Annotated in this window: 14 protein-coding genes and 1 tRNA gene; 7 read left to right on the plus strand and 8 right to left on the minus strand. The window is 61.0% G+C overall.

Annotation, left to right across the window (positions count from 1 at the left end; all coding sequences use genetic code 11):
• Positions 1 to 7 precede the first annotated feature (7 nt).
• Positions 8 to 754, minus strand: a complete 747-nt coding sequence (locus tag ACVW0Y_RS22615; RefSeq protein ID WP_457441468.1) for a UDP-2,3-diacylglucosamine diphosphatase — start codon at positions 752 to 754, stop codon at positions 8 to 10.
• Between the two features lie 8 nt (positions 755 to 762).
• On the minus strand, positions 763 to 1,260 hold the full coding sequence (locus tag ACVW0Y_RS22620; protein WP_108097383.1) for a peptidylprolyl isomerase: 498 nt from the start codon (positions 1,258 to 1,260) through the stop codon (positions 763 to 765).
• A 121-nt stretch (positions 1,261 to 1,381) separates the two neighbouring features.
• On the opposite strand from ACVW0Y_RS22620, the gene ACVW0Y_RS22625 reads away from it, so the two are divergent.
• Together ACVW0Y_RS22625 and cysS are read left to right on the plus strand one after the other, a co-directional pair.
• Complete coding sequence (locus tag ACVW0Y_RS22625) at positions 1,382 to 3,088, plus strand: glutamine--tRNA ligase/YqeY domain fusion protein (protein WP_457441446.1); 1,707 nt, start codon at positions 1,382 to 1,384, stop codon at positions 3,086 to 3,088.
• Positions 3,089 to 3,097: 9 nt separating this feature from the next.
• Positions 3,098 to 4,480, plus strand: coding sequence for a cysteine--tRNA ligase (gene cysS / locus ACVW0Y_RS22630; RefSeq protein WP_457441448.1), 1,383 nt, complete (start codon positions 3,098 to 3,100; stop codon positions 4,478 to 4,480).
• Between the two features lie 152 nt (positions 4,481 to 4,632).
• Here the strand turns inward: cysS and ACVW0Y_RS22635 are convergent, their stop codons facing one another.
• Both ACVW0Y_RS22635 and ACVW0Y_RS22640 read right to left on the minus strand, forming a co-directional pair.
• Positions 4,633 to 5,937 carry an OprD family porin gene (locus ACVW0Y_RS22635; RefSeq protein WP_457441450.1) on the minus strand — a complete coding sequence of 435 codons (1,305 nt, stop codon included), beginning with the start codon at positions 5,935 to 5,937 and terminating at the stop codon, positions 4,633 to 4,635.
• A 125-nt stretch (positions 5,938 to 6,062) separates the two neighbouring features.
• Positions 6,063 to 6,917, minus strand: a complete 855-nt coding sequence (locus tag ACVW0Y_RS22640) for an MBL fold metallo-hydrolase (protein WP_457441470.1) — start codon at positions 6,915 to 6,917, stop codon at positions 6,063 to 6,065.
• Between the two features lie 178 nt (positions 6,918 to 7,095).
• Between ACVW0Y_RS22640 and ACVW0Y_RS22645 the strand changes: the two genes are divergently transcribed.
• From ACVW0Y_RS22645 to ACVW0Y_RS22655, 3 genes are all read left to right on the plus strand, one after another.
• A complete protein-coding gene (locus tag ACVW0Y_RS22645) occupies positions 7,096 to 7,659 on the plus strand; it encodes a TetR/AcrR family transcriptional regulator (RefSeq protein WP_457441452.1) in 564 nt (187 codons plus the stop codon).
• Between the two features lie 109 nt (positions 7,660 to 7,768).
• Positions 7,769 to 8,893, plus strand: coding sequence for a DUF5610 domain-containing protein (locus ACVW0Y_RS22650; protein WP_457441454.1), 1,125 nt, complete (start codon positions 7,769 to 7,771; stop codon positions 8,891 to 8,893).
• A 42-nt stretch (positions 8,894 to 8,935) separates the two neighbouring features.
• Positions 8,936 to 9,172 carry a glutaredoxin family protein gene (locus ACVW0Y_RS22655; RefSeq protein WP_457441456.1) on the plus strand — a complete coding sequence of 79 codons (237 nt, stop codon included), beginning with the start codon at positions 8,936 to 8,938 and terminating at the stop codon, positions 9,170 to 9,172.
• Positions 9,173 to 9,175: 3 nt separating this feature from the next.
• Here ACVW0Y_RS22655 and ACVW0Y_RS22660 read toward each other — a convergent pair whose 3' ends face one another.
• The 4 genes from ACVW0Y_RS22660 to mobA all read right to left on the minus strand — a co-directional run bounded on the left by ACVW0Y_RS22660 (position 9,176) and on the right by mobA (position 10,655).
• Positions 9,176 to 9,367 carry a hypothetical protein gene (locus tag ACVW0Y_RS22660; RefSeq protein WP_457441458.1) on the minus strand — a complete coding sequence of 64 codons (192 nt, stop codon included), beginning with the start codon at positions 9,365 to 9,367 and terminating at the stop codon, positions 9,176 to 9,178.
• 104 nt (positions 9,368 to 9,471) lie between these two features.
• Positions 9,472 to 9,548, minus strand: a tRNA-Pro gene (locus tag ACVW0Y_RS22665).
• 100 nt (positions 9,549 to 9,648) lie between these two features.
• Complete coding sequence (locus tag ACVW0Y_RS22670; RefSeq protein ID WP_457441460.1) at positions 9,649 to 9,870, minus strand: YgdI/YgdR family lipoprotein; 222 nt, start codon at positions 9,868 to 9,870, stop codon at positions 9,649 to 9,651.
• Positions 9,871 to 10,064: 194 nt separating this feature from the next.
• Positions 10,065 to 10,655 (minus strand): molybdenum cofactor guanylyltransferase MobA, encoded by a 591-nt coding sequence (mobA, locus tag ACVW0Y_RS22675; RefSeq protein WP_457441462.1) that lies wholly within the window; start codon positions 10,653 to 10,655, stop codon positions 10,065 to 10,067.
• Between the two features lie 76 nt (positions 10,656 to 10,731).
• Here mobA and moaB point away from each other — a divergent pair, with 76 nt between their 5' ends.
• Both moaB and ACVW0Y_RS22685 read left to right on the plus strand, forming a co-directional pair.
• On the plus strand, positions 10,732 to 11,271 hold the full coding sequence (gene moaB, locus ACVW0Y_RS22680; protein ID WP_457441464.1) for a molybdenum cofactor biosynthesis protein B: 540 nt from the start codon (positions 10,732 to 10,734) through the stop codon (positions 11,269 to 11,271).
• Positions 11,268 to 12,482: a molybdopterin molybdotransferase MoeA gene (locus ACVW0Y_RS22685; RefSeq protein ID WP_457441466.1), complete on the plus strand. Its 1,215-nt coding sequence runs from the start codon at positions 11,268 to 11,270 to the stop codon at positions 12,480 to 12,482. Before moaB ends, ACVW0Y_RS22685 begins: the two co-directional genes overlap by 4 nt.
• Positions 12,483 to 12,575 lie beyond the last annotated feature (93 nt).

Genomic DNA, 12,575 nt, shown 5'->3' on the forward strand with positions numbered 1-12,575 from the left:
TGTCTGCTCAGGCCTGGGCTGCCGGTTCAACGGGCACCCACTCAAACGCCGCCAGCTGAAAACCCTGGTCATCCACCTGCAATGCCCAGCCCTGTTTATCCCAATCCCCCAGCACAATGCGCCGCGCCGCTTCGCCGTTGACTTGCAAACGGTGTACGGCAGGGCGATGGGTGTGGCCGTGGATCAGGGTGCGTACGCCATAGTCTTGCATCAGGCGTGGCACTTCTTCCGGGGTGACGTCGACGATATCCGCCGCCTTCATCCGCGTTTGCGCGCTGCTTTCCTTGCGCAGTTTGCGCGCCAGCTTTTCCCGGGTGCGCCGTGGCAGGTTGCGCAGAATCCACAGGGTTAGCGGGTGGCGCAGGTAGCGGCGCAGGCGCATATAGGCTTGGTCACGGGTGCACAGGCTGTCGCCGTGCATCAGCAATACCGGCTCACCGCCGAGTTCCACCTTGGTGGGGTCGGCCAACAGGGTGCAGCCAGCGGCGCGGCAGAAACCTTGGCCGAGCATAAAGTCGCGGTTGCCGTGCATCAGGTAGATGGCGGTGCCGCTGTCGCTCAGCTCACGCAGGGCCTGGGCGATGGAGGCCTGGAACGGACTCATGGCGTCGTCGCCAATCCAGGCTTCGAAGAAGTCGCCGAGGATATACAGGGCACCGGCCGTGCGGGCACGGCCGGCGAGAAAATGCACAAACGCCCGGGTGATATCCGGGCGTTGTTCTTCCAGGTGCAGATCCGAGATCAGAAGTGTGATCAAGCGGCTTACTCGGCAACGATCTCGGCGCGTTCGATGATCACGTCATCCACCGGTACGTCCTGGTGGCCGGACTTCATGGTAGTGGCGACGGCGCGGATCTTGTTGACCACGTCCATGCCATCCACCACTTCACCGAATACGGTGTAGCCCCAGCCTTGAACGGTGGGTGCGCTGTGGTCGAGGAAGTTGTTGTCGGAAACGTTGATAAAGAACTGCGCGGAGGCCGAATGCGGCTCCATGGTACGGGCCATGGCCACGGTGCCAACCTTGTTGGAGAGACCGTTGTTGGCTTCGTTCTTGATGGTGGCGCGGGTGGCTTTCTGCTTCATGCCTGGCTCGAAACCGCCGCCCTGGATCATGAAGTTGCTGATCACGCGGTGAAATACGGTGTTGTCGTAGTGACCGGCCTTAACGTACTCCTCGAAGTTGGCAACGGTTTCCGGTGCCTTGTCAGCGAACAGGTTCAGGGTGATGACGCCGTGGTTGGTGTGCAGCTTGATCATGGGAAAATCCACTCTGTCGAGAAATTCGAAGGCCTGTCAGGGGGTTGACAGCTTCGGCTATGATAAGCGCTTTGTTTTGGTCGGCCTACCCTGGCTGCGCACCTGTACGTTCAAGGATCCTATGAGCAAGCCTACTCACGACTCTGCTGCCGTTCCCGCCGCTGATGGCAAAGCCGCCCCAGTTGTCCCTGCCAACTTCCTGCGTCAGATCGTTCAGGCTGACCTCGATTCGGGCAAACACAGCAAGATCGTCACCCGCTTTCCGCCAGAGCCCAATGGCTATCTGCACATTGGCCATGCCAAATCGATCTGCGTGAACTTCGGCCTGGCCGAGGAGTTCGGTGGCGTTTGCAACCTGCGCTTCGACGACACCAACCCGGCCAAGGAAGACCAGGAATACATCGACGCAATCAAGAGCGACGTGCAGTGGCTGGGTTTCCAGTGGGATGGCGAGGTGCGTTTCGCCTCGCAGTATTTCGACCAGTTGCACGCTTGGGCCGTCGAGTTGATCAAGGCCGGCAACGCCTATGTCGATGACCTGAGCCCCGAGCAAGCCAAGGAATACCGCGGCAGCCTCACCGAGCCAGGCAAGAACAGCCCGTTCCGCGAGCGTTCGGTTGAAGAGAACCTCGATCTGTTCGCGCGCATGAAGGCGGGTGAATTCGAAGACGGCGCTCGCGTGTTGCGCGCCAAGATCGATATGGCCTCGCCGAACATGAACCTGCGCGACCCGATCCTCTATCGCATTCGCCACGCCCATCACCACCAGACCGGCGACACCTGGTGCATCTACCCCAACTACGACTTCACCCACGGTCAGTCGGACGCCATCGAAGGCATCACCCACTCGATCTGCACCCTGGAATTCGAAGGCCATCGCCCGCTGTACGAGTGGTTCCTCGAGCACCTGTCGGTGCCGGCCAACCCGCGTCAGTACGAGTTCTCGCGCCTGAACCTGAGTTACACCGTGACCAGCAAGCGCAAGCTCAAGCAGCTGGTAGATGAGAAGCACGTGAATGGCTGGGACGACCCGCGTATGTCGACCCTGTCGGGCTTCCGCCGCCGTGGCTACACCGCCGGTTCGATCCGCAAGTTCTGCGAAATGATCGGTACCAACCGTTCCGACGGCATCGTCGATTTCGCCATGCTCGAATTCGCCATCCGTGACGACCTCGACCACAACGCCCCGCGCGCCATGTGTGTGCTGCGTCCGTTGAAAGTGGTGATCACCAATTACCCGCAAGGCCAGGTCGAGAACCTCGAACTGCCGTGCCACCCGAAAAACGACATGGGCGTACGCGCCTTGCCGTTCGAGCGCGAGATCTACATCGACCGCGACGACTTTATGGAAGAGCCGCCAAAGGGCTATAAGCGCCTGGAACCGGGCGGTGAAGTGCGCTTGCGCGGCAGCTACGTGATCCGTGCCGACGAAGCGATCAAAGACGCCGATGGCAACATCGTCGAACTGCGTTGCTCCTACGACCCGGACACCCTCGGCAAGAACCCTGAAGGTCGCAAGGTCAAAGGCGTGATCCACTGGGTGCCGGCCGCTGCCAGCGTCGAGTGCGAAGTGCGTCTGTACGACCGTCTGTTCCGCTCGCCAAGCCCGGAAAAAGCCGAAGAAGGCGCGAGCTTCCTCGACAACATCAACCCCGATTCGCTGCAAGTGCTCACCGGCTGCCGCGCCGAGCCGTCGCTGGCCCAGGCCAAGCCGGAAGACCGCTTCCAGTTCGAGCGTGAAGGTTACTTCTGCGCCGATATCAAAGACTCGCAACCAGGCCGTCCGGTGTTCAACCGTACCGTGACCCTGCGCGATTCGTGGGCTTGAGGAGTTAACGTGCTTTCCATCTACAACACCCTGACCAAGACCAAGGCACCGTTCAAGCCGCTGGATGGCAACAAGGTGCGTATGTATGTGTGCGGCATGACCGTGTACGACTACTGCCACCTGGGCCACGGCCGCAGCATGGTGGCTTTCGACCTGATCACCCGTTGGTTGCGTTTCAGCGGTTATGACCTGACCTATGTGCGCAATATCACCGACATCGACGACAAGATCATCAACCGCGCCCGCGACAACGGCGAGAGCTTCGATGCCCTGACCGCACGCATGATCGATGCCATGCACGAAGACGAAGCCCGGCTGAATATTCTCAAGCCGGATATGGAGCCGCGCGCCACCGACCATATCGACGGCATGCACGCGATGATCCAGACCCTGATCGACAAGGGTTACGCCTACGCGCCGGGCAATGGCGATGTGTACTACCGGGTCAATAAATTCCTCGGCTACGGCAAGCTGTCGCGCAAAAAGGTCGAAGACCTGCGCATTGGTGCGCGTATCGAAGTGGACGAGGCCAAGGAAGATCCGCTGGACTTCGTGCTGTGGAAAGGCGTCAAGCCGGGCGAGCCAAGCTGGGCATCGCCCTGGGGCGAAGGCCGGCCGGGCTGGCATATCGAGTGCTCGGTGATGTCCACCTGCTGCCTGGGTGACACCTTCGACATCCATGGCGGCGGCAACGACCTGGAATTCCCGCACCACGAAAACGAGATCGCCCAGAGCGAGGCGGCCACCGGCAAGCCCTACGCCAATGCCTGGATGCACTGCGGCATGATCCGTATCAACGGCGAGAAGATGTCCAAGTCGTTGAACAACTTCTTCACCATCCGCGATGTGTTGGAAAAGTATCAGCCGGAAGTGGTGCGCTACCTGTTGGTATCCAGCCACTACCGCAGCTCGATCAACTATTCCGAAGACAACCTGAAGGAAGCCAAAGGCGCGCTGGAGCGCTTCTACCACGCACTGAAAGGCCTGCCGTCCGCACCGGCCGCCGGTGGCGAAGCCTTGGTGGAGCGTTTTACCGCCGCCATGAACGATGACTTCGGCACGCCGGAAGCCTGCGCCGTGTTGTTCGAGCTGGTGCGCGAGATCAACCGCCTGCGTGACAGCGATATCAACGCGGCTGCCGGTTTGGCGGCGCGCCTGAAAGAGCTGGCCAGCGTGCTGGGTGTGCTGCAGATGGAGGCCGATGACTTTCTGCGTGCTGGCGCTGAAGGCAAGGTTGACGCTGCACAAGTGGACGCCTTGATCGCCGCGCGCCTGCAAGCCCGCGCCGACAAGAACTGGGGCGAGTCCGACCGCATCCGTGACCAACTCACCGCCATGGGCGTGGTGTTGGAAGACGGCAAGGGCGGGACGACCTGGCGCTTGGCTGACTGACGTGTCGCGCTAAATAAAAAGCCCGCCGATTGGCGGGCTTTTTGTTGGGGGGCGCATGTCCCCGTAGGAGCGGCTTTAGCCGCGATGCTTTTGCCAGGGATCGCGGCTGATCGGAATGCCGCCCAGCCGCTCCTACAAGGGGGCGGGGTCTGTTACCACAACGCCAGGGTGTAACTCACGATCAAGCGGTTCTCATCCAGGTCATTACCAAAGTTCGAGCGTGCCGTGGCATTACGCCATTTCACTCCGACGTTTTTCAGCGGACCGTCCTGAACGATGTAGCCGATGTCCATGTTGCGTTCCCATTCCTTGCCGTCGTTGGCACCGCCGACGCGGTCGACGTCGTCGCCGTTGAGGTAGCGGGTCATAAAGGTCAGGCCGGGAATGCCGATGGCGGCGAAGTTGTAGTCGTAGCGCAGCTGCCAGGACTTTTCGTCTTTGGCGGCGAAGTCGCCGATCTGCACATAGTTGACCAGGAACGGGTCGGTTACGTTGACGTAGGCATAGCCGGTGTCGCCGCTCATGTGTTGGTAGCCGGCACCGAAGGCGTGACCGCCGAGGCTGTAGGTGAACATGGCACCGAAGGCTTTGTTGTCGACGTTGCTATGGCTACCGTCATCGGTGGAGCTGGCGTAGCGGATGTCGGATTTCAGCGATTGCTTGTCGGCCAGCGGCAGTACATGGGTGAGGTTGACGATGTGCTGCTTGTAGAACTCGTCCAGGTTGCCGTAGCTGTAAGTGGTGCTGAGCTGGTCGTTCCACTTGTAGCTGCCGCTGGCGAAGTTGAATTCGTCACTGGTCAGGCCCGCACTGGTGACGATGCCGCGCCGACCGCCGCCATTGATGACCATTTCTTCATAGTCGGACGAGTCGCGGTAGTTCACCCGTTTCAGCTGGCCGGCATCCAGGGTCAGGTTGTCGATATCCAGCGAAGTGAGCTGGCCGCCTTGGAACAGTTGCGGCAGCAGACGCGAGTCGTTGGCTTGCAGCACGGGCACCTTGGGTGCCAGGGTGCCGACTTTCAGAATGGTCTTCGAGACTTTCAGTTTCGCCGTGACGCCCGCATCGCCATAACTGTCCTGGGCGCGGCCGGTTTCCCGATCCACTTGCAGCAACTGGGTGCCGGTACGGCCACGGCCGGAATCCAGCTTCACCCCCAAGGTACCCAGGGCATCAACGCCCACGCCTACCACGCCTTCGGTGTAGCCCGACTCGTAACGCAGCAGAAAGCCCTGCGCCCATTCCTCGGATTTACTGCGAAATTCGCCAGGTTTGCCGGTGACGCCAGGCGGGTTGGGGCTGCCATCCTGCCGATAGTCGCGGTTCATATAGAAGTTGCGCAGCTCGACGCTGGCTTTGCTGTCTTTGATGAAGTCGGCGTGGGCAATGTTTGGAAGGGACAACGAAACGCCAACGGCAGCCAGGGCTACAGCGTGGGCGAGGGGAGCTTTGCTCATTATTGTTTTCTCCTCGTGGCGGCTCGGTCGGTGATGGTGTGACCGAATTGTTACCGCGTATGAATCTAAGCACGAGAAAATCGCCTACGCCCTTTAGACCTTAGTCTGCCGGGCGTTTGCGCCAGTTACTGGACCCAGTGCGGGTAGTAGCCGAGCTTGTCCTGCACAGCAGCGTCATGGGTCGGGATTATTTTCAGCTGGGGATGGCTGATCAGCAGGTTGTGCACGGTTTGCAGGATATTGGCTGTCTGTTCGGGGTCGTTGTCGACCATTTTGCGGCTAAGCCAGAATTTTTCGTGGGGCCCGGTAAAACCTTCCAATCGCCAACTGGCATCGCCGGTAAAGAAGAACTGCCGTCCGTCGTCGAAGGTCAGAAACAGGCCCACCGACCCCGGAGTGTGGCCGCGCAGCGAGACCAGCACCAGGCTGCCATCGCCAAACAGGTCGAGGCTGTCGCTAAAACTCATGAAGGGCACCGGCTCCAGTTCGTAGGGGTGCCACAGCACCTTGTGTTTGAACTGGCTGGGCAATACGGCCGGCGGGGTGGAGATATGGCTGAAGTCGATATCGTCATAGGGTGCCCACACCGGCACTTCCGGGTAATCCACCAGCGCCGAGGCATGGTCCCAGTGCACATGGGACAGCAGGATGCGGTCGATCACAATGCCGTCGCGGTCCAGTTGATCGCGCGCCGGAGTCACCGGGCCGTATTGCAGCAGGGGTTTGTCCCAGGCCGGCATTTCCTCGAACTGGCTGTCCACTTGCCGCCCCAGGCCCGTGTCGAACAGCAGGGTGGCGGCGTGGTGCTGGATCAGCACGGCGGTGTGGTTGACCTTGACCTTGTCGGTCCAACTGCCGCCGGCATAGGTGAAGGCATCCAGGGTTTCGGCCTGCGAGGTTTTCACCAGGCTGAAACGCAGGCCGTCGGCGAAGCTGGGCAGGCTCAACAGCATCAGCAGGATTAAGTAGTGCGAGCGCATGGCGGGGCCTCTGGGCATCACAGTAAGACGCATAACGGTATCGCTCATGTTGTTGTGGTCTGGAATGGATAGTAAACAGACAGGTCTGTATAGTTCAAGGGAAGTTTTACCCAAAGTCGTCTACGTCTTCCGGCAGTCGGCGCGGGGACCGCATAATGCGGCCCTCAGGAGGCCTTACATGGCAGCAAGCAAGCGCGAGCAATTGATCGAAACCGCCCTGTCGCTATTCAACCGCGTGGGCTATCACGCCACCGGGATCGACCGCATTCTGGCGGAGTCGGGCGTGGCCAAGATGACCCTCTACAAGCACTTCAAATCCAAGGACGAGCTGATCGTGGCGGCCCTGGAGTCGCGCTTTGGCGAAATCCGTCAGCGTCTGGATTTCGCCCGCCAACATGCCGAGCCGAGCGCCGCGGTACTGGGGGCATTCGATGGCTTGCAGCAATGGCTGCAGCAAGATGATTTCTGCGGTTGCCTGTTCGCCAGCGCGGCGGCGGAATTTTCCGAGCGCAGCCACCCGGTGCATCAGCAGGCGGCGGAGCAGAAGCGCTTTTTCGCCGCGTACTTCGAGGACGCCCTGCAGCGCCTTGGTGTGGCACAGCCGGGCGTACTGGCGCGGCAGCTGCAGTTTTTGTTTGAGGGCGCGGTGGATATGGCGCATTTGTATGGCCCAGGCGATCAGGCCGCAGAAGCCAAGGCGGCGGCGCTGGTGCTACTGGCTGCGGCCGTAGTTTCAGTGTGAATTTTCCTACTAATCTGTAGGACCACCTGTCGGGCTCGCGGTGAAATGCCCTTAACTTTCCCTGGGGGCTGCCGTCAACCTTGCAGATGTCCTGTCGAGGAACATGACCATGGCTACTTCTTCCGCTGCCTTTCTGCCCGCCAACCTGCGTACCGGCAATGTTGGCTCTGCCGCCACCACCGGCGGCACTCTTGATCCGCAAAAAACCTTGGCCAATCGCTTGGCCGACCGCCTCGGCCTGAAGCCCGGCGACCTTAACGACAAAGCCAGCAATTACACGCCCGATAAAGTGTCCGAGCGCATTCTCGGTTTTGTCGAAGGCAGCATCAAAGCCAAGGCCGCCTCAGGTGCCGATCCGGCCGAGCTGCAGGACATGCTCGAGCAAGCGCGCAAGGGTGTGGAGCAGGGCTTTGCCGAAGCGAAGAAAATTCTCGATGGTCTGGGTGTGCTGGGCGGCAAGATTGCCAGCGATATCGACGAGACCTACAGCAAGATCACCGATGGCCTGGACAAGCTCGGCGAAAGCCTGGGCGCGCCGTCGTCCGGCGATACCACGTCGATCAGCGGTGATTACAGCAACCGCAACTACCAGGCCCAGGCGCAGAGCTTCAACCTCGACCTGACCACCCTGGAAGGCGACAAAGTGCGTATCCGCGCCGCCAATGCCTCGTCCAGCGACAGCACGTCGTCCGCTGATGGCAGCTCGTCATCGACCAAGACCATTCAAGTGGCCGGCTATTCCGTGGAAGTGGATGGCGATTTGAACGACGAGGAAATGGCTTCGCTGAAAGACTTGTTCAGCAAGGTCTCGGATATCTCCGATAAGTTTTATTCCGGTGATCTGCAGGGTGCCTTTGATCAGGCGGTGAAGCTGGATATCAATGGCACGCAACTGGCCAGTCTGTCGCTGAACATGACCAGCGCCAGCGTGCGCGCTACCGAGGCCTATGGCTCAGTGGCCGGCGGCAGCAAAGCCGGGGCCAGCAACAGTGCGCTGCAGGACTACGCCAAGAGCCTGGTGGATGGGCTGCAGACGGCCAGCGGGCTGTCCAGCGATCCGGCGAAAACCATGTCCGACCTGCTCAAGGGCGCGTTCAGTCTGGATGAGCGCTTCAACCAGGAAGACCTGGACAAGGCGCAAACCCTCAACGACCGCCTGCTCGATGGCCTCAAAGGCCTGATCACTGCGCAAACCGCCACGCCAACCGCGGCCGGCGCTGCCAGCGGCGAGTGAGTCGGCTAAACTGCGCCTCATCTTTTTTCTTGAGGCGCAGTCATGCTTCCCGAATGCCAATTGTTCGGCACCCTAGGCTGTCATCTGTGTGAAGTGGCCGAAGCGCTGCTGATGCCCTTTGTCGAGCACGGGCTGCTGGTGGAGCTGGTGGATATCGGCGACGACGAAGCGCAGGTGGAAATCTACGGCCTGCGCATTCCCGTGCTGCGCCGCTGCGACACGGGGGCGGAGCTGAACTGGCCGTTCGATGCCGACCAGGTCGCCGCCTTTCTTCGCTGAACGTTACTCGTCGTCTTTCTCGCCACGACGGCGCGGTGGCGGTGGGGTGTCTTCAAAAACGGCCGCCACTTCGGCGGCCATTTTTTCGCTCGGGAAAGGCCCGGCGACCTGTTCGCCAGCGGCCGAACACATCCACCAGTTACCAGCGCCGATCTGCTTGATCACATAACCGTTTACGGTTTTTTCTGCGCTCATTATCTGTTCTCAATAAAGTAAGAAATGGGTGGCTGCACGCCTTGTAGTAAAGGCGAAAACGCGGCCAATAAAAAACCCGCCGAGAGGGCGGGTTTTTCAGGGATTGGTCGGAGAGACAGGATTCGAACCTGCGACCTTCTCGTCCCGAACGAGACGCGCTACCAAGCTGCGCTACACTCCGAATGAGGCCAGATTTTACTGAAAAAGTTTTAGCGCACAAGGGGTTAGCCGGAAATTTTTCTTACGCGGACTAACCCTTTTCTTTGCGTGCTGGACAGACTTCAGAGTTCTTTCACCGTACGCACTTGGTCTTTATTGACCTTGGTCCGTTTGCCATCCAATTGCTCGAATTCATAGAAGCCGGAGTCGTTATCGTATTCCGGTTGGTCGACGGTCTGGATCTCGCGACCGTCGTTCAAAGTGATCACCGATGGCGAGGAGCAACCGGCGAGGGCAACCAGGCCAAAGGCCAATGCAAAGGCGGCAATGATCCGCTGATTCATGGGTTTTTCTCCGTTATAGGCAGACGACTATCTGCGCGTGTGGCACAGCTTTTTTACGCAGCATGAGACGCAAGCCTACCGGTCAAGTTCATTGGGCCATGGCACTCAGATCAAAACAATCGCGGTTAAAACCGCTCCTTCGGATTGGGCGACCTCGTAGGAGCGGCTTCAGCCGCGATCCCTGCAAACGTCATTTAACGCTCGGTACTCGCCAACAACTCCGGGGTATTCAGGTTGGCCAGCCGCGGATCGTCTTCGGCGAGATCCAGATACATCGCCCCCTGCCACTCAAACACCTGCCGCGGGCTGCGTTTGCCCGCTTGCCAGGCCTCTTCCACCCCCGGCGCAATGGCCGTCGGCAGCAGGCTGAATAGCGGTTCCCACTGTGCGCCGCGGCGCAGCATCACAGGTTTTTGCTGTTCCTCGGCCAGGCGCTGCATGGCTTGTAGCAGCGGCAGATCAATCAGTGGCGCATCGCAGGGCAGCACCAGCACCCAGGGATATCTGGCCACGGCGAGGCCGGCGCGAATACCCGCCAGCGGGCCACAGAAATCCGCATTGTCGTCGCCCACCAACTGGTCGGCGTAGTGCGCATACAGCGCCTGATTGCGGTTGCAGGAAATGATCAGGTCATCGGTCAATGGCCGGGTCAGCCCGTGCAGATGGGCAATCAACGGCTTGCCGCGCCAGCTCACCAGGCCTTTGTCCAGGCCGCCCATACGTTGGCCGCGGCCGCCGGCCAAAAGCAAAATCGAACAGGCGGGCAGGGTGGTCGAATCAGTCATGGGCGCTCCCGGCGCGTTGTAGGTAAGGGCTGTGATATAAACACCGACCTGCCTCCCCCACAACCGGATTGAGCCTATGAACACCAAGGCTGATGCACCCTTTGTGCCCCTGAATATCGCCGTGCTGACCGTCAGCGACACCCGCTCCCTGGACACCGATACCTCGGGCCAACTCTTCGTTGATCGCCTTACCGCCGCCGGCCACCACCTGGCCGCCCGCGTGCTGCTTAAAGATGATCTGTACAAAATCCGCGCCCAGGTCGCCACCTGGATTGCCGAAGACACTGTGCAAGTGGTGCTGATCACCGGTGGCACCGGCTTCACCGGCCGCGACAGCACCCCGGAAGCGGTGGCCTGCCTGCTGGACAAACAGGTCGATGGCTTCGGCGAGCTGTTCCGCCAGATTTCGCTGCCGGATATCGGCACCTCCACCATCCAGTCCCGCGCCCTCGCTGGCCTCGCCAACGGCACCCTGGTGTGCTGCCTGCCGGGCTCGACCAATGCCTGCCGCACCGGCTGGGATGGCATCCTGGCCGAGCAGTTGGATAACCGTCATCGCCCGTGCAACTTCGTCCCGCACCTGAAGCAGGCTGCGCCCTGCGAGACGCGCGGATGAGTGTGGCCAAACGCCCCGGCCTGCTGCCGGTGGAGCAAGCGTTGGAGCGTCTGCTGGCTTTGGCTGAGGCGACGCCGATTGTCGAGGTTGAAGCCGTGGCGCTGGCCGCTGCCCATGGCCGTGTGCTGGCCGAGCCGCTGGTGGCCAGCCTGGATCTGCCGCCCTGGCCGAATAGCGCCATGGATGGTTATGCCCTGCGCCTGGCCGATTGGCGTGGCGAGCCGTTGCAAGTCAGCCAGCGCATTTTCGCCGGCCAGGCACCGCAGCATTTGCAGCCCGGCACCTGCGCGCGAATCTTCACCGGCGCACCGGTTCCGCCGGGCGCGGACTGTGTGGAAATGCAGGAAAACGCTGACGTGCAGGACGATGGTCGGGTGCGTTTTAGCGAAGCCCTCAGCGTTGGCCAGAACATCCGCCCGCAAGGCCAGGAAACCCGTGTTGGGGAAACCGTGCTGGTGGCCGGTACGCGGCTGAATTCGATCAAGCTCGGCCTGTGCGCCACCCTCGGTGTGGCGCAGTTAAGCGTGGTGCGCCGTCCGCGCGTCGCGGTGTTGTCCACCGGCGACGAGTTGATTGAACCCGGTCAGCCGCTCGGCCCCGGGCAGATCTACAACAGCAATCGCACCTTGCTGATTCAGTGGCTGCAGCAGGTCGGCTGCGAAGTGATCGACGGCGGCATTCTGCCGGACGACCTCGAACTTACCCGCCAGCGATTGGGTGGCTTCAACACGGCCGATCTGATTCTCTCCACCGGCGGGGTGTCAGTGGGCGAGGCGGATTTCCTTGGCCATGCCCTGCGCGAAGAGGGCGAGCTGGCGCTGTGGAAGCTGGCGATCAAGCCCGGCAAGCCGCTGACTTTCGGCCATTTCCGAGGCGTGCCGGTGATGGGTTTGCCCGGCAATCCAGCCTCCACGCTGGTGACCTTCGCGCTGCTGGCGCGGCCATATCTGTTACGCCGCATGGGCGTGCAAGAGGTGTTGCCGCTGCGTTTTCCGGTGCCGGCGGGCTTTGTCTGGCGCACTGCCGGCGAGCGCCGCGAATACCTGCGCGCACGTATCGAAAATGGCCGCGCCGTGCTCTACAGCAACCAGAGTTCCGGCGTGCTGCGCAGTGCGGCGTGGGCGGAAGGCTTGGTGGAAGTGCCGGAAGGCAGGACGTTGAGTGAAGGGGAGAGCGTGAACTTTATTCCCCTGAGTGAAGTGCTCAACTGATAGACCACGTAAACCCGTAGGAGCGGGGGGGGGGGGGCACCCCGATGGTGGGTAGACCAGCACGACGCCCGCGCACCACCCCACCACACACCA

The sequence above is a fragment of the Pseudomonas sp. TE3786 genome (assembly GCF_054057335.1).

Bases quoted from the DNA above. Each gene is read 5' to 3' on its own strand.
- ACVW0Y_RS22620 (WP_108097383.1), bottom strand. From the start codon at position 1,260: ATGATCAAGCTGCACACCAACCACGGCGTCATCACCCTGAACCTGTTC.
- ACVW0Y_RS22625 (WP_457441446.1), top strand. From the start codon at position 1,382: ATGAGCAAGCCTACTCACGACTCTGCTGCCGTTCCCGCCGCTGATGGC.
- ACVW0Y_RS22635 (WP_457441450.1), bottom strand. From the start codon at position 5,937: ATGAGCAAAGCTCCCCTCGCCCACGCTGTAGCCCTGGCTGCCGTTGGC.
- ACVW0Y_RS22640 (WP_457441470.1), bottom strand. From the start codon at position 6,917: ATGCGCTCGCACTACTTAATCCTGCTGATGCTGTTGAGCCTGCCCAGC.
- ACVW0Y_RS22645 (WP_457441452.1), top strand. From the start codon at position 7,096: ATGGCAGCAAGCAAGCGCGAGCAATTGATCGAAACCGCCCTGTCGCTA.
- ACVW0Y_RS22650 (WP_457441454.1), top strand. From the start codon at position 7,769: ATGGCTACTTCTTCCGCTGCCTTTCTGCCCGCCAACCTGCGTACCGGC.
- ACVW0Y_RS22655 (WP_457441456.1), top strand. From the start codon at position 8,936: ATGCTTCCCGAATGCCAATTGTTCGGCACCCTAGGCTGTCATCTGTGT.
- ACVW0Y_RS22660 (WP_457441458.1), bottom strand. From the start codon at position 9,367: ATGAGCGCAGAAAAAACCGTAAACGGTTATGTGATCAAGCAGATCGGC.
- ACVW0Y_RS22670 (WP_457441460.1), bottom strand. From the start codon at position 9,870: ATGAATCAGCGGATCATTGCCGCCTTTGCATTGGCCTTTGGCCTGGTT.
- mobA (WP_457441462.1), bottom strand. From the start codon at position 10,655: ATGACTGATTCGACCACCCTGCCCGCCTGTTCGATTTTGCTTTTGGCC.
- moaB (WP_457441464.1), top strand. From the start codon at position 10,732: ATGAACACCAAGGCTGATGCACCCTTTGTGCCCCTGAATATCGCCGTG.
- ACVW0Y_RS22685 (WP_457441466.1), top strand. From the start codon at position 11,268: ATGAGTGTGGCCAAACGCCCCGGCCTGCTGCCGGTGGAGCAAGCGTTG.